The sequence below is a fragment of the Flavobacterium haoranii genome, from assembly GCF_009363055.1.
Classification (GTDB): Bacteria; Bacteroidota; Bacteroidia; order Flavobacteriales; family Flavobacteriaceae; genus Flavobacterium; species Flavobacterium haoranii.
On the sequence record NZ_CP045292.1, the window covers coordinates 1003860 to 1028824 of the forward strand.

Annotated in this window: 29 protein-coding genes; all 29 read left to right on the top strand. The window is 32.2% G+C overall.

Features of this window, described 5'->3' with window-relative positions:
* Positions 1–218: 218 nt before the first annotated feature.
* The 29 genes from GCU34_RS04925 to GCU34_RS05070 all read left to right on the top strand — a co-directional run bounded on the left by GCU34_RS04925 (position 219) and on the right by GCU34_RS05070 (position 24755).
* On the top strand, positions 219–1949 hold the full coding sequence (locus GCU34_RS04925) for a tyrosine-type recombinase/integrase (protein WP_072783559.1): 1731 nt from the start codon (positions 219–221) through the stop codon (positions 1947–1949).
* A 104-nt stretch (positions 1950–2053) separates the two neighbouring features.
* Positions 2054–3796 carry a TrkH family potassium uptake protein gene (locus tag GCU34_RS04930; protein WP_072783558.1) on the top strand — a complete coding sequence of 581 codons (1743 nt, stop codon included), beginning with the start codon at positions 2054–2056 and terminating at the stop codon, positions 3794–3796.
* Between the two features lie 12 nt (positions 3797–3808).
* Positions 3809–4501 carry a potassium channel family protein gene (locus GCU34_RS04935; RefSeq protein WP_072783556.1) on the top strand — a complete coding sequence of 231 codons (693 nt, stop codon included), beginning with the start codon at positions 3809–3811 and terminating at the stop codon, positions 4499–4501.
* On the top strand, positions 4501–4761 hold the full coding sequence (locus tag GCU34_RS04940) for a hypothetical protein (RefSeq protein WP_072783554.1): 261 nt from the start codon (positions 4501–4503) through the stop codon (positions 4759–4761). The genes GCU34_RS04935 and GCU34_RS04940 overlap by 1 nt, the downstream gene beginning before the upstream one ends.
* Complete coding sequence (locus tag GCU34_RS04945; protein WP_072783552.1) at positions 4752–5858, top strand: porin; 1107 nt, start codon at positions 4752–4754, stop codon at positions 5856–5858. The genes GCU34_RS04940 and GCU34_RS04945 overlap by 10 nt, the downstream gene beginning before the upstream one ends.
* Positions 5859–6071: 213 nt before the next feature.
* On the top strand, positions 6072–7175 hold the full coding sequence (locus GCU34_RS04950) for a serine hydrolase domain-containing protein (RefSeq protein ID WP_143146214.1): 1104 nt from the start codon (positions 6072–6074) through the stop codon (positions 7173–7175).
* 253 nt (positions 7176–7428) lie between these two features.
* Positions 7429–7758, top strand: a complete 330-nt coding sequence (locus GCU34_RS04955) for a DMT family transporter (protein ID WP_072783550.1) — start codon at positions 7429–7431, stop codon at positions 7756–7758.
* A gap of 244 nt (positions 7759–8002) precedes the next feature.
* Positions 8003–8578, top strand: coding sequence for a DUF1444 family protein (locus tag GCU34_RS04960; protein WP_072783549.1), 576 nt, complete (start codon positions 8003–8005; stop codon positions 8576–8578).
* A gap of 182 nt (positions 8579–8760) precedes the next feature.
* On the top strand, positions 8761–9336 hold the full coding sequence (locus GCU34_RS04965; protein WP_072783549.1) for a DUF1444 family protein: 576 nt from the start codon (positions 8761–8763) through the stop codon (positions 9334–9336).
* Between the two features lie 163 nt (positions 9337–9499).
* Entirely contained in the window at positions 9500–9979 is a 480-nt protein-coding gene (locus GCU34_RS04970; protein ID WP_072783547.1) for a lipocalin family protein, read from the top strand.
* A 149-nt stretch (positions 9980–10128) separates the two neighbouring features.
* Positions 10129–11013: a LysR family transcriptional regulator gene (locus GCU34_RS04975; protein WP_072783546.1), complete on the top strand. Its 885-nt coding sequence runs from the start codon at positions 10129–10131 to the stop codon at positions 11011–11013.
* A gap of 76 nt (positions 11014–11089) precedes the next feature.
* Positions 11090–12010, top strand: coding sequence for a YeiH family protein (locus tag GCU34_RS04980; RefSeq protein ID WP_072783544.1), 921 nt, complete (start codon positions 11090–11092; stop codon positions 12008–12010).
* 206 nt (positions 12011–12216) lie between these two features.
* The gene (locus GCU34_RS04985; RefSeq protein WP_072783542.1) at positions 12217–12675 is read left to right on the top strand and encodes a helix-turn-helix domain-containing protein; all 459 of its coding nucleotides are present in this window, start codon (positions 12217–12219) and stop codon (positions 12673–12675) included.
* Positions 12621–13469 carry an IS3 family transposase gene (locus tag GCU34_RS04990; RefSeq protein ID WP_072783541.1) on the top strand — a complete coding sequence of 283 codons (849 nt, stop codon included), beginning with the start codon at positions 12621–12623 and terminating at the stop codon, positions 13467–13469. The genes GCU34_RS04985 and GCU34_RS04990 overlap by 55 nt, the downstream gene beginning before the upstream one ends.
* Before the next feature lie 135 nt (positions 13470–13604).
* On the top strand, positions 13605–15062 hold the full coding sequence (locus GCU34_RS04995) for a S41 family peptidase (protein WP_152378360.1): 1458 nt from the start codon (positions 13605–13607) through the stop codon (positions 15060–15062).
* Positions 15063–15165: 103 nt separating this feature from the next.
* Entirely contained in the window at positions 15166–15540 is a 375-nt protein-coding gene (locus tag GCU34_RS05000; RefSeq protein WP_072783538.1) for an RDD family protein, read from the top strand.
* A gap of 27 nt (positions 15541–15567) precedes the next feature.
* A complete protein-coding gene (locus GCU34_RS05005; protein WP_218587733.1) occupies positions 15568–15834 on the top strand; it encodes a hypothetical protein in 267 nt (88 codons plus the stop codon).
* A 13-nt stretch (positions 15835–15847) separates the two neighbouring features.
* Positions 15848–16804 (top strand): TolB family protein, encoded by a 957-nt coding sequence (locus tag GCU34_RS05010; protein WP_072783534.1) that lies wholly within the window; start codon positions 15848–15850, stop codon positions 16802–16804.
* 171 nt (positions 16805–16975) lie between these two features.
* Positions 16976–17755, top strand: coding sequence for a hypothetical protein (locus GCU34_RS05015; protein ID WP_072783532.1), 780 nt, complete (start codon positions 16976–16978; stop codon positions 17753–17755).
* Positions 17756–17919: 164 nt separating this feature from the next.
* The gene (locus GCU34_RS05020; RefSeq protein ID WP_072783530.1) at positions 17920–18357 is read left to right on the top strand and encodes a hypothetical protein; all 438 of its coding nucleotides are present in this window, start codon (positions 17920–17922) and stop codon (positions 18355–18357) included.
* Between the two features lie 14 nt (positions 18358–18371).
* A complete protein-coding gene (locus GCU34_RS05025) occupies positions 18372–18980 on the top strand; it encodes a hypothetical protein (protein WP_152378361.1) in 609 nt (202 codons plus the stop codon).
* Between the two features lie 586 nt (positions 18981–19566).
* On the top strand, positions 19567–20130 hold the full coding sequence (locus GCU34_RS05030; protein WP_072786025.1) for a hypothetical protein: 564 nt from the start codon (positions 19567–19569) through the stop codon (positions 20128–20130).
* A gap of 164 nt (positions 20131–20294) precedes the next feature.
* Entirely contained in the window at positions 20295–20771 is a 477-nt protein-coding gene (locus tag GCU34_RS05035) for a hypothetical protein (RefSeq protein ID WP_072786023.1), read from the top strand.
* A 173-nt stretch (positions 20772–20944) separates the two neighbouring features.
* Entirely contained in the window at positions 20945–21382 is a 438-nt protein-coding gene (locus GCU34_RS05040) for a hypothetical protein (protein WP_152378362.1), read from the top strand.
* A 190-nt stretch (positions 21383–21572) separates the two neighbouring features.
* Positions 21573–22271, top strand: coding sequence for a hypothetical protein (locus tag GCU34_RS13600; protein WP_072783528.1), 699 nt, complete (start codon positions 21573–21575; stop codon positions 22269–22271).
* A gap of 175 nt (positions 22272–22446) precedes the next feature.
* Positions 22447–22926 carry a hypothetical protein gene (locus tag GCU34_RS05055; RefSeq protein ID WP_072783526.1) on the top strand — a complete coding sequence of 160 codons (480 nt, stop codon included), beginning with the start codon at positions 22447–22449 and terminating at the stop codon, positions 22924–22926.
* Positions 22919–23512 (top strand): hypothetical protein, encoded by a 594-nt coding sequence (locus GCU34_RS05060; RefSeq protein ID WP_143146200.1) that lies wholly within the window; start codon positions 22919–22921, stop codon positions 23510–23512. Before GCU34_RS05055 ends, GCU34_RS05060 begins: the two co-directional genes overlap by 8 nt.
* A 154-nt stretch (positions 23513–23666) precedes the next feature.
* Positions 23667–24179 (top strand): DUF3575 domain-containing protein, encoded by a 513-nt coding sequence (locus tag GCU34_RS05065; protein ID WP_178138347.1) that lies wholly within the window; start codon positions 23667–23669, stop codon positions 24177–24179.
* 9 nt (positions 24180–24188) lie between these two features.
* Complete coding sequence (locus GCU34_RS05070) at positions 24189–24755, top strand: hypothetical protein (RefSeq protein ID WP_072783521.1); 567 nt, start codon at positions 24189–24191, stop codon at positions 24753–24755.
* Positions 24756–24965 lie beyond the last annotated feature (210 nt).

Genomic DNA, 24965 nt, shown 5'->3' on the forward strand with positions numbered 1-24965 from the left:
TTCATTTATCACTTTATAATTATAAAGGCTTCGACAAGCTCAGCCTGACTATGTATACATTTTGTCATTAGCATTAGAGATTGCCCCGAGTCAGTCGAAGTGTCACTATTAGAAAACGGCTTTTAATCGTTGTTCCAACATTAGTTTTATGGATAAATAAATTGTTTAATTACGAATAATTATTTATATTTGATGTATTATTTATACGCCTTTTTATTATGATTATTCGCCTAGAAAAGATTTGGCATCGCAATGCCTATCATATTGGTTTGTTCTTTAGTTATGAATCTGATTTGGTTCAAGCTGTAAAAGCATTTGGTGCAACTTACAGTAGATCGTTAAATTGTTGGTATTTTCCTTATGATAAAATTTGGTACCAAAAATTCAAGAAAGCCTTTCAGCATATAACTTTAGAAATAAGTACTTCAAATGAAACGGTGGCCGACAGTAACGTTCGTGAGCTTCCACCCATAGTTTCTCAAAACAAATTTCAGTTAGAATCGCGTGCGATTAAACCTGAACATAAGCCTAAATTAAATTGGGCTGAAAAACTTCGATTTAAAGTATTAGAACCAGTTGGGAAATATTGGGTTTTTAAAATGCATTATCACGATGTATTTACTCCTGAAATTTTAAAAATAAAAGGAGTTTTTTGGAATAAAACACAAAAAGTTTTCTTTGCAAAGAGAGTTCCGCTTGTTAAAGAAAAAATTGAAGCTTTATTTGAACAAGAAGGTTTGTTGCCTGATAATTTTTATTTTAAAGAACAGCATAATCTTGAAGGAACATTGGTACTAAAAATTCATCCTGAAGATTTTCAGTGGATGCAAGTTTATGTACCACAACATTTTGCATTGAGAGAGCAAATTAAACGTTTTTCGATGGTGAAATTTAGCAAACCTTTTGGTTGTTTTTTATTACCCGCTGCTCCACAAATTTTGGAAACATTAGCGATACATTTTGAAGTTTACGGCATTTCGATTGACAATCAGTTGCCCAATAATTATTTAAAAAAGCAACATTTACCTAATAGAAAACGTTATTTCCTAGAAAAAGCGAAAACCCAATTATTAGAAGTTGTTCCGTTTAAAGCAGAAGCTTTGATTTCGGAATATGTGGATATGTTACTAGCCATGAATTATAGCGAATCGACTTTAAAAACCTATACGCAAGCGTTTATCCAGTTCTTAAGACATTTTGATTTTGAAAGACCCGAAAATTTGGAACAAAAACAAATTGTTAAGCATTTGGGCGACTTAATGTTACAAGGATTATCGGCAACAAGTGGGCATTCGCTAGTAAATGCATTACATTTTTATTACAAATACATTTTGAAGCGACACGATGTACAATTTGTATTGCCAAGACCAAAAAAAGAAAAGAAATTACCTGTTGTTTTTACAATGGAAGAATGTTTACAAATTTTTAGAGTGGTAGATAACCCTAAACACAAATTGTTATTGCTTGTAGGATATGGTTCTGGACTGAGAGTTAGTGAAATTGTAAATTTAAAATGGGAAGATATTTATTTTGAAGAGCAAAAAATACATATTAAAAATGCCAAAGGTAAAAAAGATAGAATGGTGATGTTGCCCTACTCTATTTCGCAGTTTTTGACTAATTATTCGAAGCTTTACAAAAAAGGCACTTATGTTTTTGAAGGACAATTTGCAGGCGAACCCTACAGTACAACGACGGTACAAACTGTTATGCGAAATGCGATGCAGAAAGCAGGATTGAATAAAAAAGGATCGGTTCATAGTTTACGGCATAGTTTTGCCACACATTTACTTGAAAGTGGAACTGATATAAGATATATTCAACTATTACTGGGACACAACGATATAAAAACTACAATGGTTTACACACATGTAAGAAATGAGGCGCGAGATAAAATTATGAGTCCGCTTGATAAAATTGTGGAAATAAATAAAAAAATAGATTCGTAATTTAAAAAAAGTTATATATATTTGAACATATTTACTAGTTGTGTGCAAGCTTAGACAACCGACACCGAGAGCATAAACCGACAGAAAGAGAAATAAGAGAATAAATGAATTTGAACTTAAAACTGTTTTATAGAATTGCATTTTGGATTAGTCTGATAGGACTGATTGCTATTATATCGGACTTTGGATTTTATCAAAACGACTTTTCTCAACGACTTTTAGACACGTTTTACTTTGTTGTACTTGGAATTGGCTTGATTTCAACTTTTGCCCGATACATACAGGACAGAAAATTATTTAAACGAAAGGCGTTTATTTTCGACCTTATATCCGTTGGGTTTACAATGTGGCTGTATTATATGTATCTGTTTGTTGGCGTGCCGTTTGAAACAGACTTGATACTTGAAAATCCCATTTGGGTAAAAATTGCGGTGCTATTCACGTTCATACGAGAATTTTCAGAACTCAAAATAAATTTCAATAGAACTTTTCTAAATCCTGCCCAACTTTTCATACTGAGTTTTTTGGTTATCATACTTATAGGCTCATTCTTATTGATTTTACCCAATGCCACTTATGACGGCATTTCTTACTTGGACGCATTATTTACTTCAACAAGTGCAGTATGTGTTACAGGATTAGTGGTAGTTGACACAGGCACACATTTTACATTGTTCGGTCAGACCATCATAATGATTTTGATACAAGTAGGTGGATTGGGAATTTTGACTTTTGCGAGTTATTTCAGCTATTTCTTTAAAGGTGGCACAACCTACGAAAACCAATTGGCATTAAGTGATATGACCAGTTCAAGAAAATTGGGAGAAGTATTCTCAACCTTGAAATACATTATTCTCATTACATTTGGAATAGAGTTTTTTTCAGGAGCTTTGATTTACACGAGTATTGACTCCAGTAATTTTGCTTCGCAATCTGACCAACTTTTCTTTTCCGCTTTTCACTCAATTTCCGCCTTTTGCAATGCGGGTTTTTCCACATTGAACGATAGTTTATATGATACAGGTTTTCGCTTTAATTATTATCTGCAATTGGTTGTCATTTTGACGTTTGTCTTAGGCGGTTTGGGCTTCCCAATTGTTGTAAACATTCTTAAATTCTTAAAATACAAAATAATAACCCTGTTTTCGCCACGCAAAAGCAAATACAGACCTTGGGTGCTAAACTTAAACAGTCGAATTACATTAATTACAACCCTTTCCATTTCATTAGTCGCTTTTATAGTTTTCTATTTTCTTGAATACAACAACACCTTAGCCGAACACAGTGGATTTGGAAAAGTAGTTACGGCACTTTTTGGAGCAACCACACCAAGAACGGCAGGGTTTAACACTATAGACACAGCTGCAATGGCGTTTCCAACTTTGATGATGGTTTTTCTTTTAATGTGGATAGGGGCTTCGCCCCAATCTACAGGTGGTGGTATTAAAACCAGTACTTTTGCAATTGCAACATTGAATATTTTGAGTTTGGCGAAAGGGAAATCAAGAATTGAAATTTTTAGACGTGAAATAGCTGAAATTTCTGTGCGTAGAGCATTTGCTATAATTTCATTGTCTTTAGCTGTAATCGGCTTTGCCATAATGTTCATATCAATTTTTGACCCCGAAAAACAATTATTAGACATTGCATTTGAGTGTTTTTCGGCATATAGTACCGTTGGGCTAAGTTTAGGGATTACAGGAGATTTGAGCAGTGCCAGCAAATTTGTAATAATCGTAGTAATGTTTGTGGGTCGTATCAGTATGTTATCGTTGGTAATTGCGGTATTCAAGAAAATCAAACATAAAAACTATAGTTACCCAAAAGAAGAAATCACAATAAATTAAAAATATTTAAAGATGAAATATATCATATTCGGACTTGGAAATTTTGGAGCCTCATTGGCTCAAAAACTCACCGAACAAGGAAACGAAGTAATTGGAATTGATTCCAGTATGGCAAAAGTAGATGCCTTCAAAGAAAAAATTTCACATACGATTTGTATGGACGCAACAGATGAATTTACCGTTTCAGGGCTTCCATTAAAAGAAACAGACATTGTACTTGTTGCCATTGGAGAAGACCAAGGTGCAAATATTATGGCAACGGCACTATTGAAATATTTTGAAGTAAAAAGGTTAATCAGCCGAGCTATAAATCCACTACACGAAAAAGTTTTACAAGCTATCGGAGTAGATGAAATTGTACACCCCGAAGAAGAAACAGCCGAAAGGTGGGCTAAAAAACTTTGCCTTAGTAATGTAGTAGATTCATTTGAACTGAATGACGATTACAGCATCATTGAAGCAAAAGTTCCGAGCGACTATATTGGAAAAACAGTCCGTGAAGTCGGTTTTCGTAGAGAGTTTGATTTATTGGTGCTAACAATCATCAAAAAAGTTGAAGTGAAAAGCATTGTCGGCAAATCCAAAATTGAAACTCAAATACAAGGTGTAGCATCAGCAGACAATCAACTTGAAGCAGACGATATTTTGGTTCTCTATGGTTCAAACAAGGATTTGCAAATATTCCTAAAACAAAAATTGAGATAATGAAGAAAGTAGCGACAATAATCTTGCTTTTGGGTTTGTTCACATCTTGTAATTTACCAGACGATAAAACAGAGAATGACAATTTTGAAAAGAGTTCGATAGAACAAGAAATTAAAAATATTCCTGAAAATAAATTGTCTGTAATTGTCATTGATGACTGCGAATACATCATTTACAAGGAAGACAAAGACGCAAATTCTTCTTATGGTTTTATGGCTCATAAGGGTAATTGTTCAAACCCATTTCATCAATGCAAGTAAGAAGTTATTTGATATTACTTTTTGCCTGTGTGAGCAACATTGTTCTGGCTCAAAATGACAGCATTTGGCATCAAAAACCAAATTTGAATGTTTCAGGTTTTTTAGATGTGTTTTATGTTTATGATTTCAACCAACCACAAGGCACAGAAAGACAACCATTTCTATTTAATCACAACCGACATAACGAGTTTAACCTGAATTTAGGATTTGTAAAACTTGGCTTGGAACATTCAAAATATCGGGCAAATTTGGCTTTACAAACAGGTACATATTCAAACGACAACTATTCAGCCGAACCCGGACTATTGAAAAATATCTTTGAAGCAAACGTTGGTTTATCGCTTAACAAGAAAAATAATCTTTGGATAGATGCAGGAGTTTTTGCCTCATACATTGGTTTTGAAAGTGCTATTTCCACCGACAATTTGACAATGACACGTTCTATATTGGCTGAAAACTCCCCTTATTTTTTATCAGGAGCAAAATTAACCTACAACCCAAACGACAAATTGGAAATAGCAGGATTAATTGTTAACGGTTGGCAACGTATCCAGCGACTTGAAGGAAATTCTTTACCCTCATTTGGCACTCAAATAAATTTTAGTCCGACAGAAAAAGTAACTTTTAATTGGAGTACGTTCATTGGCACAGACGACCCAGACACGACAAGGAGAATGCGTTATTTCAACAATTTTTACGGACAGTTTCAATTCACAGACAAATTTGGCTTAATCGCAGGTTTTGACATTGGGACACAACAGAGAGCCAAGAATAGTGCAGTTTACGACCTTTGGTTTAGTCCAGTTCTTATTGGGAATTTTTCCATAAACAAGACTTGGAAAACCGCAATTAGAGCAGAATATTACCAAGACGAAACAGGAATCATCATCTCAACAGGCACACCAAACGGATTTAAAACAACAGGACTTTCATTAAACTTTGACTACTCACCGACAGAAAACATTATTTGCAGACTTGAAGGACGTTGGTTAAACAGCAGAGACCAAATTTTTGAGACTAAAACCGCTTTGACAGACAACAATTTTATCATAGCGACATCAATAGCAATCAGATTTTCAGAGACAATAAAGAAGTAAAATGCAATTCTATAAAACAGACGGAAGAAGAAAGCCAGCACACAACAGCGTGTATGAAAAATAGCGGGTTTAGTGGTATATCAAAGGTAAGTGCTTTTTATGAACTTTTGTACCAAACTGAAAGTGAAGTGCTTTTAAGTCCGCTACTTCTCATACACGCAAAACGTTATAGCCAATGGTATGACATCAGAACCGCAAACAAAAATGACAAATATGGGACAACAATTTAGACAAATTAGATTAGGTCTTTTAATGATTATTACTTCAATATTATTGACTTCTTGTCAATTAGGACGCTTTGTTTTTTACAACTTTGCTGACATAAAAGACCATAAAAAATTTCAGTCAAGACCACTAACTGCTAATGCATCGTCTTTCCATTTTCAAACCACAAACAAAGGTAAATTTCCAAAAGAGTTAAATAATATACCTTTTGACAAATATCTGGAAGATAATAAAACAGTCGCTTTTATAATTATTAAAAACGACACAATCCAATATGAAAAATATTTCAAAGGTTATGATAAAGAAAGTATTGTTCCTTCTTTCTCGATGGCAAAATCTGTTACATCAATTTTGATTGGTTGTGCCATTGATGAAGGCTTAATAAAGTCTGTTGACGAGCCGATTACAAACTATATTCCCGAATTGAAAAAAAACGGATTTGACAAAGTGACTATTAAACACCTTTTGCAAATGACATCTGGAATTAAGTTTAATGAAAGCTATGTAAACCCATTTGGCGATGCAGCTTCATTTTATTATGGACTTAATCTTAGAAAAGAAATAGGAAAAATGAAGCTAAAAACTGAACCTGGTAAAAAGTTTGAATACGTAAGTGGTAACACACAACTTTTAGGTTTAGTTTTAGAACGTTCATTAAAAGAAAAAACAATCACTTCATACTTGCAAGAAAAAATATGGACACCTCTTGAAATGGAATATGACGCATCTTGGAGCATTGACAGAAAAAAGAATGGACTTGAGAAAACATTTTGCTGTTTAAACGCAAGAGCAAGAGACTTTGCCAAAATAGGACGACTATATAAAAACAAAGGCAACTGGAACGGAAAACAAATTGTATCTCAAAAATGGGTTGAAGAATCTACAAAACTCGACACATCCGAAGGAAGTGTAAACTTTTATCAATATCAATGGTGGTTGCCGAAACCAAATGAAGATTTTATGGCGGAAGGTATTTTAGGACAATTTGTTTATGTGAACCCATCAAAAGACTTAATTATAGTGAGACTTGGAAAGAAAGAAGGTAAGGCAGACTGGTGGACAATTTTCACCTCATTAGCAAAAGCATATTAAAAATAGTAAGAACCACTGGCTATAACACGGGTTTTGCGTCAGGCGGGGTGACGTGCAAACTTCAAACTTTGTGCTACTATTCAAGTGCAGTGCTAGTTGACAGTTTTGCACTCCGAAACCCGCCCGAACGCAAAGCCCGAAACCGTTATCTGCAAGCATATCCGAACCCATTTCATAGAAGGAATTTCACAAAAAAACTATCTAAGAATTTAAATTATAGTAATTTTATCTTAACAAAAAGTAATAACAAACAATGAAATATTTATATTTAGCATTAGCGATTGTTCTTGAAGTTTTAGGTTCAAGTTTTATGAAAGCATCTGACGGATTTTCAAAACTTTTACCCACGACAATAACAATAATAGCATATATTGCTTGCTTTTTCTTCCTTTCTCAAGCATTAAAATTAATACCTTTAGGAATTGCTTATGCGATTTGGGGAGGTTTAGGAATTGTCTTAACTGCATTGATTTCAGTAATTATCTTTAAACAATCTTTGGATTTACCAGCAATTATTGGAATTATTTTAATTGTTGCAGGTGTTTTTGTTATGAACTTTTTCTCTAAATCTTCAACACACTAAAAAATGCCTGCAGATAACATGGGTTTTGCAAGATGCGGGGTTGAAGTAAATCTCAGAAAATTTGTAGAAAATACCCGCAAACAACTTTTCCATTTTTTAGTTTTTTCGTAATTTTAAAAAATGGAAAAAGTTTTTGCTAGAGATTGGTTCTCCTCTCCACTTTCGGTTGCAGTAGTCCGCACCTCGCAAAGCCCTTTTCCGTTATGGGCAAGGCTAATACGACACAAACGACAATGACAGCAATATGAATTTTGACGAAACAAAAGACAAAATATATCCTTGGATAAAGGTCGTTTACGAGCCTGACGAAGAAGTTCCTAATTCGACACGGGAAATTGAACTTAAAGACGAAGAACAACCAGTTATGCAAAATTGGCTTGGAAACTTGGCAATCTTTTACGCAGTTGATGAAGGTGAACAATTCAGCCTAATATTAAAAAGAGACTTGCCTCAAAATATTTCAATTGAAGACCTTCACGAAACTGCAACAACAAATCTGGACAGAGATGTTGAATTTACTTTTAATGAAACAGGTTTTGGTGGACACGGCTTAATTGCGGGTGGAGACCACGAAACTGGCTCTTTGACATTGACAGGGATTTGGGAGTGGTGTGCTGACCAAATTAAAGACAATTTAATTGTTGCAGTTCCAGCAAAAGACTTGATAATGATGGTGCCAGAAAATGACAAAGAGAAAATAAATTCTCTTAAAAATTTTGTGACAGAAATATTCAAGGACGGTGAACGACTTTTAACAAAGCAATTATATCGTTTCGACAAATCAAATAATAAATGGACACTATGGGGACAAGCGGACTGAAAAGAAGCCCAGCCCATAACAGGCGTTTGGCAAAAAAGCGGGTTCAGTGCTTAAATGAAGCTTTGTGCTTCGTATTAAGTTCAGTGCTGGCAGACAGTTTAGTGCTTCGAAATCCGCTTCTTCGCCAAGCGCCAAAACGTTATGGGCAAGGCTAATACGACACAAACGACAATGACAGCAATATGAATTTTGACGAAACAAAAGACAAAATATATCCTTGGATAAAGGTCGTTTACGAGCCTGACGAAGAAGTTCCTAATTCGACACGGGAAATTGAACTTAAAGACGAAGAACAACCAGTTATGCAAAATTGGCTTGGAAACTTGGCAATCTTTTACGCAGTTGATGAAGGTGAACAATTCAGCCTAATATTAAAAAGAGACTTGCCTCAAAATATTTCAATTGAAGACCTTCACGAAACTGCAACAACAAATCTGGACAGAGATGTTGAATTTACTTTTAATGAAACAGGTTTTGGTGGACACGGCTTAATTGCGGGTGGAGACCACGAAACTGGCTCTTTGACATTGACAGGGATTTGGGAGTGGTGTGCTGACCAAATTAAAGACAATTTAATTGTTGCAGTTCCAGCAAAAGACTTGATAATGATGGTGCCAGAAAATGACAAAGAGAAAATAAATTCTCTTAAAAATTTTGTGACAGAAATATTCAAGGACGGTGAACGACTTTTAACAAAGCAATTATATCGTTTCGACAAATCAAATAATAAATGGACACTATGGGGACAAGCGGACTGAAAAGAAGCCCAGCCCATAACAGGCGTTTGGCAAAAAAGCGGGTTCAGTGCTTAAATGAAGCTTTGTGCTTCGTATTAAGTTCAGTGCTGGCAGACAGTTTAGTGCTTCGAAATCCGCTTCTTCGCCAAGCGCCAAAACGTTGTACAACATTTAACCAAAGATTATGAAAAAAGCAATATTTTTATTTACGACGGGAATTTTAACTTTGTCATGTTCATCAGATGATGACTCAACGCCAAACTACACTAACGACAATATTGTAGGTAGTTGGAAAATAATTGATTACCACGACAATTATTTTAATAATATACAAGAAGTTGAAGAAAATGATGAACCTTGTTTTTCATTACAAACAAAAGATTTTAATTCAAATTTGACATTAGACTTTAATTATAAGTATGGAAATAGTTGCCAAAACTCAGGCACAACAAACAATACCTTTTCGATTAACGGAAATATCTTAACAGAAATAGAACCAAATGGAGGTTATGAGCCAAATACTGATTATGTAGTAAAATATTATATTGAAGAATTAAATGACAATACTCTAAAACTCAAAGGATTTTATGTTGATGAAGGAGTTAGCGGCGAAAACCCAGAAAATGGCGAATATTTTTATGAAACTTGGCAAAAAATTGAATAAAAAACATTGTACAACAATGTATAACCGCAATTACGGCGGATTCGACTACGTCCGAATCCACTCGGAATTGCTAACGTCAGTGCTAAACCGAAAATTAACTCATATTAACCCGTAACTGACGGTTATACGAGACCGTTGTACACAAGCTAATGAAAACAAAGTTACACATATTCAAAACTGTTGCTAAACACTTAAGTTTCACAAAAGCTGCCGAGCAATTATATATTTCACAACCTGCCATATCCAAAGCAATTAAAAATTTAGAACAAGAATACGAAACAACATTTTTTGTTAGAAAAAGGAACTCCATTGAATTAACAATAGAAGGAAAATCGTTCCTCATATATGTAAATAAAATATTAGCTATCTATTCTGAAATGGATGAGCAATTTCTACATAAAAATGAAACCTTTCCAGAATTAATAAATTTTGGAGTAAGTACAACCTTATCCAATTATGTCATCCCTAAAGTAATTGCGAAGTTTAGAATGCAATTCCCTCAAACAAAGTTTGATATAATTAGTGATAATTCAGAAAATATTGAAAATTTAATTTTAAATGAGGAAATCGATTTTGGAATTACAGAAGGGAATTTTTCTAACCCAAAACTACATTTTGAAAAATTTATAAAGGACGAAATTGTTTTAATAACAAATATTAATAATTCTTCATTTAAAAAAGGAAGTATTGATATAAAAACGCTACAAAAAATTCCCATAATTGAACGTGAAAAAGGCTCTGGAACTAGAGAAGTAATAGACAGTTTTTTAGTTGAAAATAAAATCTCAAAACTAAATTGTGTAGTAACATTGAACAGTACAGAAGCTATTAAAAATTATTTAAACAACTCTAACGATTTTGCACTTCTTTCAATCAATGCTATTAATGATGATTTAATAAATAACAACCTCAAGGTAATTGACATACAAGGCTTGAGTATTGAAAGATGGTTTTATTTTGTAAAAAGAACAGGTTACCTTTCAAGTTCTTTGGAAAAATTTGAAAAATTTATTCGACTTAATCATAACCTTTAGTTATCTATGATAACAAATTAATTTGCTTATAAGTTATTAATTCGATCTACTTTTGTATCAAATAACACGAAATGATATGAAAGATATATTTTCCAAAACTGTTTACTTCCTTATAATTATTATTGCACTTTTAGGTGTAATAAACAGTCCCACAGCATTGTTACTTGGTTTTGTATATACCATTATTTTCAATAATCCGTTTAAAGAATCCAGCCATAAAGCAATCCATTATTTTTTAAAAATTTCGGTTGTTGGGTTAGGATTTGGAATGTTTATTAAAGAAACTTTAGAAACAAGTAAAGAGGGATTAAGTTTAACTATTTTTTCAATACTTTTAACTGTAACGCTAGGTTTGCTAATAACAAGACTTCTAAAATTAGATTTAAAACTAGGTCATCTAATCACTTCTGGAACAGCAATTTGTGGCGGAAGTGCCATTGCTGCAATTTCTCCAGTTATTAAAGCTAAAAGCAAAACGATAAGTATTGCTTTAGGTATTGTTTTTCTACTAAATTCTATTGCGTTGTTCGTGTTTCCAGCAATTGGACATTTTTTAAATTTAACGCAAGAACAATTCGGTTTATGGTGTGCAATTGCTATACACGATACAAGTTCAGTAGTTGGAGCTGCACTAGGTTATGGAGACGAAGCATTGAGAATTGCAACAACAGTAAAACTATCTAGAACTTTGTGGATTATCCCTTTATCCATTTTTTCAATGTTTTTATTCAAAACAAAGGGAGAAAGAATAAAAATCCCTTACTTTATAGTTTTATTTATTATTGCAATAATAATTAATAGCTACCATATTTTACCTGAAACAGCTACTAACTTTATTGTATTGATGGCTAAACGTTTATTAATAATAACTTTGTTTTTAGTAGGCTCAACCATTTCTATAAAAGATTTGAAATCTACTGGAATGAAACCTATTGTGTTAGCACTGATATTGTGGATTTTTATTTCAATTTTTTCATTAATTTATATTTTGAGTTAAAGCCAGTGTACAACAACGTATATAAAAAATTGCTTGTAAGTGCTTAATTCAAAGAGGTTTTTGTATTTTAAATGTCAGTACTAAACCGAAAAGTTTCCGTTTATTTATACGCAACTTTTCATATACAAAACCGTTGGCAATAATTAAAAACATGTACTTTCCTGAAATAGGTTGACTAAAAATTAATCATTTAATTACAGTCACTTATGAAAACAAAAAAAGAACACTGGCTAAAAAAAAGCTACCAAAAAGCAACCTTAGAGACTAAACTTTTAGTCGTTGATCAAATCTTAAACGGGCAGATTTCTACAAACTCTGCTTCCAAGAAGTACGATGTTCCCAGAACCACCATTACCTATTGGTTAAAAAAATACAGTACCTTAGTGCAACAAAACACTGGTATGAGTAAAAACGATGAGATTAAAAAACTAAGGGAACGCATTGAAGAACTGGAGTTTGTAAAAGACTTCCAACAAGATATTATCGCTGATATGGAACTTATTACAGGCGTGGATATGTCAAAAAACTCATTGCCCAAAACATTAGCAAAAGAGATAGCGCTAAAGAAGAAAAACCGTTTAAAAGAAAATGGCTCTATCAATGTTTTGGGATTAGCAAACAAGCCTTCTACAAACGACTCAAGACCCAACAAAAGCAACAAATAGACCATCAAAAACTAATCACAATGGTCAAGGACTACCGTAAAAAAGTAGGCTCCAAAACGGGTGGGACAAAGCTTTACAATGCTCTTAAACAAGACTTTATAAACGCTGATATCAAAATAGGCAGAGATAAGTTTTACCACTTTTTAAGGCTACAAAACCTATTAGTGCCCAAATCAAAAAACTACATCACAACAACAAACTCAAATCATATGTTTAAAAAATATAAAAACTTAGTAAAAGACCAAGTACCTACAAGGCCGGAACAGCTCTGGGTAAGTGATATCACCTATATTAAAACAGAAAACGGCCATAATTACCTAGCATTGGTAACGGACGCTTATTCAAAGCAAATTATGGGCTATAACCTGGACAACCATATGAGAACATCACTTTGCACAAAGGCACTCGCTATGGCTGTTAAAAACAGGAGATATCCCAGTAAAAAGCTCATCCATCACTCAGATAGAGGGTTTCAATATTGCAACCCTAAATACACCGAGTTTGCTGAAAACAACGGCATTACAATAAGTATGACCGAACAATACGATCCTTACGAAAATGCTGTAGCTGAACGTATTAACAGAACACTCAAATACGAATATGGACTTAAACAAACAATCAAAAATACGGATTTAGCGCAGAAAATGACAAAGCAAGCTGTTGCTATTTACAACAATCTAAGGACCCATTTTAGCCTGGACTTAAGAAAACCAGCAGAGGTGCATTTAAATCCAAATATCAGATACAAATCATATCGAAAAAATAAAGTAAATTTACCTAAATTAACAATTTAGCAATAACCTCGGAATGTTGGCAACTTTTTTAAAACCCGAAGGGAATTTTTGAAAAAAGTTGTCAATGTTCCGACCAAATGGAAACCTAAAAAAGGTCAACCTATATCAGTATAATACAACAAACCAAAAAACAGAATGAAAAACATTAAATTTTTATCAGTCTTTACATTATTTTTTATTCTGTGTTCGTGCAATGAAAAAGTATCGAAAGAAAAACCAAAACCAGACGGAATTTGGAAACAAATTGGATATGGGAATATTATCGAATTGAACGACACACTTATAAGCGTTTATAATATTTCAAAGCAAGATTGTAATTTATCCTTTAAAGAACATATTTTAGATTTTGGAAAAGTCAAAAAATATTCTAAAGATACATTAACAATTCAACACGGAAATGATGATTGGTTATTTACGAGATTAGATAAATTGCCAAATCTCTGTAAAACTGCGAGCGAATTAAATCACGACCCAAAAATTAACTTTCAAGTGTTTTGGGACACTTTCAATGAACATTATGCATCTTTTGATATTAAAAATATTGATTGGAACGAAATCTATAAAAAATACGAACCTAAAGTAAACGAGAACACGACTGATTTAGAGCTTTACACAATCTTTAGGCAAATGATTGAACTTCTAAATGATGGACACGTCAAAATGGAAGTGCCTGAAAAAATTGAAAACGAGTTTAAAAATCAAATAGAAGAACAAGAAGAAAAGTATTCTAAATTGGACGAATTTAATCTCAACAAAGAAATTGCAGAATTTTATGTTGACAGTTTACGCAATTACAATGCAGGAATGGTTCGTTACGGACTTATCGAAGAAAACGTAGGCTACATTCAAATCAATTCTATGCTAATGTTAGCGGATTATGACTTGGAGAAAGATTTAGATTTAAGAAATTTCTATGGTCAATATTGGGAAAAAGCAGAGAACAGAAAAGATGAAATACAAAGACAAGACGAAGTTGACGGAATCGACAAAATATTGAATTCAATTATTAAAAACTTGCCACAGGCAAAAAGCTATATTTTAGATTTGCGTTTTAATGGTGGCGGAAAAGATGCTGTTGCACTTAACATTTTAAACCACTTTTCAAATAAAGAAAAATTGGCTTACACAAAGAAAGCAAGAATAGAAAAAGGATTTGCAAATCCTCAAAAATTTAAAATTATTCCGTCAGAGAATCATTTTAGTGGAAATGTATATTTACTAACAAGCCATCTAACAGCAAGTGCTTCTGAAATTCTTGTTTTAGCATCTTTAGCTAATTCCAATTTCAAAAGAATTGGCTCGACAACCGAGGGAATTTTTTCTTCGACTTTAGATAAAGAACTTCCGAACGGTTGGGAATACGAGTTATCTAATGAAGTTTATCAAGATTTAAATGGCAAAAATTATGAAAATGTGGGAATTTCCGCAGATTATCCATTGGAATATTCAACAAATAAAGATGAGTTTTTAGACCAACTAACAAATGATTTAAAAAACAAAAAAGACAAAGCAATTGAATTAGTAATAGAACTTGAAAAGAGAAATCAGGAAAATAACTATTGCCAACAATGTATAAAAATAATAGCGGTTTAGTCGCTAAACCGAAAGTAAGTAAATATAAAAAAGGTCTGTGTTAACCGAAAAGTTAGTGCGTGAAAATCCGCTACTATTCTTATACTAGACCGTTAGCAAACATATGTCACAAAAAATTATAAAGAAAAGAACAAGGTTTTACAATTTTTTAATTGACTTATTAATATTTTATATATTTGTTCTTATCTTTTCAAAGATTATGAATATTTATTTTGAAAAACATAAATTAAAATATTTAATGATTTTATTTTATTATCTATATTATTTTATTTTAGAATTGATTTATGGTCAAACAATTGGAAAGATGATTACAAAAACTAAAGTTGTAAATACAGATAACGATGAAAATCCAAATTTTACAAGAATTTTTATTAGAACAATATCAAGATTAATACCAATTGACTTTTTATCCTATTTGATAACAAAAAATGGTTTACACGATATTTTATCCAAAACAGAATTAAAAAAGAGTGACTAATATTGTAAATTTTAAAAAATGAAAAAAATGAAAAATCTTATTGTTATTGGATTAGTTTCAATAATGCTAACAAGTTGTGCTACTCTTTTCGGAGGAAGAGTAACAGAACACCAAAAAACAAAACCAAAAGCAGGTGAACAACAACGGAAAGTCCGCGTTGGGGCCTTAATTGCTGATATTCTGTTGTTTTGGCCATCACTTGCTGTAGACTTTGCAACTGGAGCGATATATAAGCCTCTTAAGGCTGAAGAGCTAACGCCAAAAAAAGTAGAAACAAATAAAAAAATGTATTAATAAAACAACAAAAATGAAAAAAACTTATTTAACTCTCGTTGTAATCTTTTCTTTAACATCTTGCTCAGTACTTAAAAAAGAGGTTGAATACAACAAACTATCAGCCCCACAAGTAACAGCTAACGCTAAAGAACTTGTTAGAATTACAAATGATGTTGTTGGTGAATACCAACCTTGCTTATCGCCAAATGGAGAAAAATTACTTTATGCTATAAGGGATGATTCTAAAATAGGGTCTAAAAAATTTAGTATTAGATTAAAAAATAATTTAAAAACTCCTGGTTTTACACCTTTAATTGGAGATGGTACTGATGGAGCTTCTTGGATGAATAATTCCGAAGATATTATTTTTACCTACTGGGCTTCAAAACCTGTAATAGTTACGAGTAATATAAATAAGTTAGGCATAAAATATATTGGTCAAAATGCATATGGGGATTATGATAATTCACCAAAATTATCTCCAAAAGGTGACAGAATACTTTTAACAACTAAATTACAAGGGACTAATAGTATCTGTCTTGTTAATAAAGATGGAAGTGATTTTACAGTTTTATCAGATGGAGAAAATCCTATTTGGCATCCAAATGGAGAAAAAATTATATATTCAAAAAATTCTGGGGATTATTCACAATTGTTTGAATTAAGTCTCGATAGTTTTCAAAGTACGCAAATAACTGTTGGAGAATATAATTCTTTCAACGGAGTTTATTCGCCTGACGGTAAATACATCGCTTTTATTTCTTCAAAAGACAATGAATTCAATCATCTATTTGTTATGAATACTTCAACAAGAGGTGTTTCTCAGTTAACAGGTGGTAATTCATCTGAAATTCAACCCTTTTGGGGTATAGATGGATTTATTTATTTTTCATCAAATGCAGGTGCTAAAACACCAGACGATACTGTTATCAATCCAAAAGATTTAACTTTCTCTGATATATGGAGAGTTAAACCACTAATTAAATAGGTTCTAGAGAAACTAAATACGTTTGCTAACAATGTATAAAAGTAATAGCGGTTTGGGTGAATACTCAAACCGTTTTTACATTTAATTAAGTACCTTTCTTTCCGAAAAGCAGGTATCTTTTATCCGCTACTACTCTTATACCAACCGTTGCCATCAATTTTAACCCAAACAATGAAAATTTCAATTCTTACAATATTATTCCTTTCAATAAATTCAGTATTCGGACAAAATAAAAGTGTTGAATACAACGAAATTATTCCTGAATATATAATTTCAATTTGGGAAAATAATGGAACTTCATCGGACTCAAAGTTTGACTCTACTGACCTAAATGAAACAAAGGCATTTTTTTCGGAACTGAGTAAAAGAGAAAATGCAATTACTTCAAACCAATTCTTGAAGAAACCGACTGATAATACACTTGTTGCCAATTATTTGAACACAAAACTTAAATGGAATTCATTTAATGAACCTCACGTTGGATTAAAAAAGGAATTAACCAAAAAAGTTGTAGAGAATTCTTTAAAAAAATTACCCGAAAGAAATGAACTTTTGGCATTTTATTATAGCTCTATTTTCATTGACGTTTTGAACAAACAAAAACCAATGAATTTATCTGACACTAATATTGACCTTGAGAACCTAAACCTTGATAACGATACAGAAAAAGCAATCCTTTTTTTAACGGCAATGAGACACGTTGGAAATCAACTAACATCTTATGCTACCACCAGATTTCCAAATAATTGTTTTAGAGCAATAGAATATTTAGAGAATATGCCAAAATTTAACGGTAAACCATTTTACGAATTTGACTTACCAGAGTTTGAGGATTTTGAAATAGAAGTAGACAAGAGGAAACCAAAAATGAGTTTTAAGGAAAGATATATTCCAGAATTTGAGAATGCTAAATTAGGTATAGAAAAATGTTTAGCGGAAGAAAAAAACTAATGGCAACAATGTATAACCGCAATTACGGCGGATTCGACTACGTCCGAATCCACTCGGAATTGCTAACGCCAATTCTTAACCGAAAATTATTAACTTTAAAACCGTAACTGACGGTTATACGAGACCGTTGTGTTTAATTGTCGAAAAAACTTAATTAATATAAAATGGAACAAAAGAAAAAAAAGAGTTTAATTGGAACAGCTATTACTGTTGCAATAATGGTAATTGCTGTGAACTTCGGTTCAAGATTATTCAAGTCTAAAAAAGAGCTGACTTTGAGCAATGAAAACACTATTGCGGAAAGAGCCGAAATTATGAATAAAGACTGTCCATTTACTTTTGACTCAAATACAAGACTTGATAGTGTCACTTCGCCTGAAAAGAATGTTTTAAGACAAAATTACACACTTCTGAATGACAGCAAATCTGATATTGACACACAGGCTTTTGAGGATTTATTTAAGCCTGAATTCAAGAAAAATCTGCAAAACCAAAATCAAGCTGAATATTTCAAAAAATATAATGCTAAATTAGTTTATAGATTTTATGATAAAGATAAAAATCACGTAACTGACATCGTTCTTAACTCAAATGAATATTAGAACCGAAATCTGAATTGAACAATCTGAAAAAACAACTAAAACACAACACCGGCTATAGTTCATTGCTTCTGACTTTCCTAATCGGAAAGTCCTCGCAAATTTGCTATCTTCGTTTTACGGCGGAAAATCCTCGCGGATTTTCACGCAACGAAACCATAGCCAAACACGTTGCCAACAATTTAAACCGACCAAAATCAATGGGAATATTTGACTTTAATAAATCATCCGAAAAAAGTTTAAAAACGCTTTTTGAATTGGATTTTGACAATTCCCCAAACGCCGAATTTTATGAGCAAGGCGAACCGACTGAATTTGACGGACAAACAGTTCGGACTTTTTCAAAAAGTTTCATCGAAGAATATGAATTTGAATGCGGACTTTTTGACGTTATTGACATAAAAACTTTCGAGGGACTACCAAATAAAAACTTCATTTTCACGAATGAGGCAATTGCAATCGGACAAGAAGAAATTGACCTAATTCAAAAACTGACAAACGGAATTCATAGCTGTTACGGAAAAGATGATGACGGAAATAAATCCTTTTCTCAAAAGACATTGAGGATATTGAATTTGGGTATTGGCATCGGAATTGGTCTGACCGAAAAAACCCAGCAATGTTGAATTTTGATTCCGAAACTGGATTGGCATTGACAATATGGATAACCGAATAAAAAAACTGTTGGCAACAATGTATAACCGCAATTACGGCGGATTCGACTACGTCCGAATCCACTCGGAATTGCTAAAGTCAGTGTCAAACCGAAAATAAACGCATATAAACCCGTAACTGACGGTTATACGAGACCGTTGTAATTCAGTGTTGTTGGAACGTGTAAACTTTGCGGAATAACGAAACTTCTACTCTATTTTTAAACCAAATGTTTGCCGAATAACTTTCCGCAGAATTTTGCCGAACTTTGCGTCGAAAGTTTCGCGAAATCTGAATTGATTTTCTTTGCTTCGAAATTTACCAAACTAAGCACAGAATTTACTTTCTGAACCGAATTTTGAAAAACTTTACGGAATTTCTTTGCGCTTAAAAACACCGAAATTACAACAACAGTTTACACTCAGCGCTTAGTTCGCGCATTTTTGCCGAAAAAATTCTTCCCGAATTTTTTCTAATCGGAATTTTTGCTATCTTTACCATAAGGTTTGCGCCGAAGTGTAAGCCGCGACCGTTAGCAACAATTTTAAGAAATACTAAATGAAATCTATTAAATTACTTACCATTTTGATATGCTTCTCTACTTCTATTTCGTGTGGAACTTTTAACAAAACATCTAAAATAGATAGTAAAACTGGATACTTTCCAGCTAAAAAAAACAAAGCTGTAACAGTGATTAAAGAAGAAAAAATTAGTAAAGACATTCTAAAAAAATTAATAATTGTTCCAAACGATGAGTACACACTTGAGATGGTTAAAAATTTGAATTTTTTTGACAAAATAATGACGTTTGAAGAATTTCAAAAAGATATTATTTCTAAAAATTTAGAAGATAAAATTCCAAGTGTTTCTGATAGAATTGGTTTAAAAAACGCTTATAATCATTATGGTTCTTTTGTAATACTTCACTTTACAAAAGAAAGAAAAGAAACTAACAACAATACTTCTTTATACACTGGAATATCTATTTATGACCCAAGCAAAGCTGATTTTATTTATCAAAATGAAATTTATGTAAATTTAATGTGGGACGGTTGGACAGACCAGGGAACTATGTATCCTTTATATAATTCACTAATTGATTATTTGAACAAGCAAGAATAAAAACTGTTGCTAACAGCGGTTTAAATCAATGGCTTGGTTTGTGTTTGTTCCGAAAATTCTCCGAATTTTCTAAAGTTTGTGTATATTTGGAATGGCTTAGGTAAACACAACGCCACTAATTTAAGCCACAAAACGTTGCCAACAATTTAAACCGACCAAAATCAATGGGAATATTTGACTTTAATAAATCATCCGAAAAAAGTTTAAAAACGCTTTTTGAATTGGATTTTGACAATTCCCCAAACGCCGAATTTTATGAGCAAGGCGAACCGACTGAATTTGACGGACAAACAGTTCGGACTTTTTCAAAAAGTTTCATCGAAGAATATGAATTTGAATGCGGACTTTTTGACGTTATTGACATAAAAACTTTCGAGGGACTACCAAATAAAAACTTCATTTTCACGAATGAGGCAATTGCAATCGGACAAGAAGAAATTGACCTAATTCAAAAACTGACAAACGGAATTCATAGCTGTTACGGAAAAGATGATGACGGAAATAAATCCTTTTCTCAAAAAGACATTGAGGATATTGAATTTGGGTATTGGCATCGGAATTGGTCTGACCGAAAAAACCCAGCAATGTTGAATTTTGATTCCGAAACTGGATTGGCATTGACAATATGGATAACCGAATAAAAAAACTGTTGGCAACAATGTATAACCGCAATTACGGCGGATTCGACTACGTCCGAATCCACTCGGAATTGCTAAAGTCAGTGTCAAACCGAAAATAAACGCATATAAACCCGTAACTGACGGTTATACGAGACCGTTGTGTTTAATTGTCGAAAAAACTTAATTAATATAAAATGGAACAAAAGAAAAAAAAGAGTTTAATTGGAACAGCTATTACTGTTGCAATAATGGTAATTGCTGTGAACTTCGGTTCAAGATTATTCAAGTCTAAAAAAGAGCTGACTTTGAGCAATGAAAACACTATTGCGGAAAGAGCCGAAATTATGAATAAAGACTGTCCATTTATTTTTGACTCAAATACAAGACTTGATAGTGTCACTTCGCCTGAAAAGAATGTTTTAAGACAAAATTACACACTTCTGAATGACAGCAAATCTGATATTGACACACAGGCTTTTGAGGATTTATTTAAGCCTGAATTCAAGAAAAATCTGCAAAACCAAAATCAAGCTGAATATTTCAAAAAATATAATGCTAAATTAGTTTATAGATTTTATGATAAAGATAAAAATCACGTAACTGACATCGTTCTTAACTCGAATGAATATTAGAACCGAAATCTGAATTGAACAATCTGAAAAAACAACTAAAACACAACACCGGCTATAGTTCATTGCTTCTGACTTTCCTTGCGGAAAGTCCTCGCAAATTTGCTATCTTCGTTTTACGGCGGAAAATCCTCGCGGATTTTCACGCAACGAAACCATAGCCAAACACGTTGGCGGTAATTTAAAAAAACAAATGAAGTACATAATAATAGGCGTAATCGCAATTGTAATTATTTTAATTTTTTTCAATCAGCTTGGAGGAAAAAAGGGAAATAATCCAAGTAGTCAAAACACTAATAGTTTTGAGACTAAAATAAATACAGTTGAACAAGAAAAGTCGACTCTCGGAACATTAAAGAAAATAAAGAGTGAAGATTACAACAGATTCATACTTACAAAAAGTACAACTGAAAGTTACATTCTCAAAGGAATAAAAGAATATGGAGAACTTTCAGGAAATGAAGAATATAAAATATACAATTTCGGAATTGCGGAATACGGAGATTGGAAAATAATCAAAGTTGACCAATCGATTAGTTTTTATGTTTATCACAATCTTGTTGGTTGGTTAAGTGGATATGAGGAAAATACAGCGATTCCCGAACTTTCAATTGGATTTTCTAAAAATAAAACTGACACGCAAGAAGACTACTTATTCTTTTTAGACCCTAAAAACGAATACGGAGACACGCAAATCGGAACTTTTAGAAACGGAAAATCATTTTCAATCTATTTACCAGAAGCCTATGAAGAATATGGAAATTTAACCGTTAAAAAAGAAATTCAAGTTTCAATGAAAGAAAATGTGGACTATATTTCTGAACAAGGTTTTAGTATTTCGGACATTGAATCTTTGAAATATACTGAACACAAAATAAAAATGAACGAATAAAAAACTACCGCCAACAATGGCTATAAGTAATTGCTCGTTCTCGCCTATTTTGGAAATTCCTGCGGAATTTCCAACTTGGTGCGTACTTGCAAAGTTAAGTGCTAATCCACGCAACTACTCATAGCCGAGACCGTTAGTGGCAAGACTACAGAAAATCTGCAAAAAAGAAAACAAAATGAAATACGGACTTTGGTTTTTATTCTACTTTTTAAGTTTAAATTGTTTCTCTCAAATAAAAATAGAGCTGACAAAAACAAAAGATAATAGGAAAGATTACATTTTCAATAAACCGAGTGATAGCATTTATCTCAAAGTTGGGCACCATGAAGATATGGGCGCTTGGTATGGGTTTTACTTTGAATTCAAAAAAAGCGTTCCCGATGACGAGTATGAAGTATATATAAATGATAAAATAAAAAGTAAAGGATTAATAAAAGGTTACCATAAACAAGGTTTTTGGAGAGAATATAATGATTTTGGTGAATTAGTTGTTATATACAAATTCAAAAATGGAAATCTAAACGGTAAAACAATCCGCTATCACAAAAACAAAAAGAAAAAGCGAATCTCTAAATATAAAAATGGAAAAGCGATTTGGTATGAAGACTATAATGAAGATGGAAAATTAGTTTCAAAAACATATTTCTATGAATAAATATGCTTTAATATTTTGCTTTCTTTTTTGGGGCTATTTCGCAATGGCTCAAACTAATGATATTATGGAGTTTCAATCCATTCGATTGCACGACACAATTAAAACTAAACAAACATTTAAAACTATAAATGAAGTAGATAAAATTAACGATACTTTTTTCTTTACAACAAAGTATCTAAAAGAAGAAGGTTTGTTTTTAATTGAAAAAAGAGAAAGTTATTGGATTGTTTATGATTATAATGATTTTGCTTCTAATTATGTTGTTGGTAAACATCATAAATTAAATAATCAATATGTATCAATTGAAATTAATGTTTCACGTTCAGGATATGGGATAAACCTTTACAGTTGGTATCTAATATTTGATTTAAAAAATAAAACTTACTTGACTTTAGACAAATCGTCATATAATGCTGATGAAAAAAACATAGTTTTAAACAAGTGCGAATCAATGATAAAGTTCAAAAATAATACTTTCACAGTTATACGAAATTGCCTTCCAAAGAATGAATGTGGAAATTGCATCGAAAGTGGAATTTATAAAGTCAAAAATGGAAAGTTTATAAAAATTAAGTCCAGCCACTAACAGCGGTTACAAGTAATGGCTAGTTCAGTATTATTCCGAAAATTCTCCGAATTTTCTAAAATAAGTTTATATTTGTTATGGCTTGGTAATGGTTTACGCCACTACTTGTAGCCGCAAAACGTTAGCAAATATTATAAACAAAAAAAACGATAAAATGAAAAAAATTTTATTACCGTTAGTCTTCTTATTTTTTAACAATCTTTTTTCTCAAGAAAATATTGTAAAAGCAAGTTCAATCGTTGGAAATATAGGAGTTCAATATGAACGCTCTTTGTCTCCTCATTTTTCTGTTGTTGGACAAGTAGGATATTCAATGACAAGAATATTTATAAACGACAACGACTATTCATCAACAGGAATCGGGTATTATGTTGAAGGTAGATATTATTTTTCAAAGAATAATGCGTTAATGGAAGGTTGGCATATTGGACCATATTATAACAGTATTAATACAAAATCTAAAGAATTGAATGATGCGAAAACTACTATGACTTCATTAGGCATAACAGCTGGTTATCAATGGCAAACAGATTCTGGTTTTGCTTTTGGTCTAATATTTGGTGGCGGTAATTTAGATTTCAAATCAGACATTCCTCAAGCAGAAAGTTTTTTGGGTGACATCAATTTCTTACCAAATTTAGGTTTAACACTAGGATATAACTTTTAATTATTTATTATGAGAAAATTATTTATTTTATTATTTACTTTATCAAATTTCATTGTGTTTTCACAATATAGCAAGGGTAAAATAACCTTTAACAATGGTGATGAACTAATAGGGCTAATAAAAATAACTAAAGGTGATGATGTAAAATTCAAAAGTGATAATGATTCAAAAGTTATTGAATATGATGATGATTTGATAAAATCTTTTGAGTTTACTGAAAATGGTATTTTAAGAAAGTATATTTATAGCGAAACTATTCATCTTGATAATGAAAAGAGTAGAACTGATAAATGGAATAAACTTTTAGAAGTTATCGTTGAAGGAAAAGTTTCATTATTCAGATATGTTACATCAGTCAACAATATGGGACATGTATCTTACTATCTTAAAAAAGAAAGCGATAAATTACCTGTATTTTATTATGGAGAAGGATATTTTTATAAACAAAAATTTATTCCTTTTGTTTCAAAATATTTTTCTGACTGCAAAAATCTTGTTGCAAAAGTAAAATCAAAAGAATTAAAGCATAAAGAGTTTGAAAAAGTTGTTGAATTTTACAATAATGAATGCAAATAACGTTTGCTAACAACGGTTACAAGTAATGGCTAGTTCAGGAATATTCCGAAAATTCTCCGAATTTTCTAAAATAAGTTTATATTTGTTATGGCTTGGTAATGGTTTACGCCACTACTTGTAGCCGCAAAACGTTAACCACAACGTGATTTTACTTCGTAAAAAACCAATTGGAACGTTATCTTTCGCACGTTCATAAAAATAGTCTAGAAA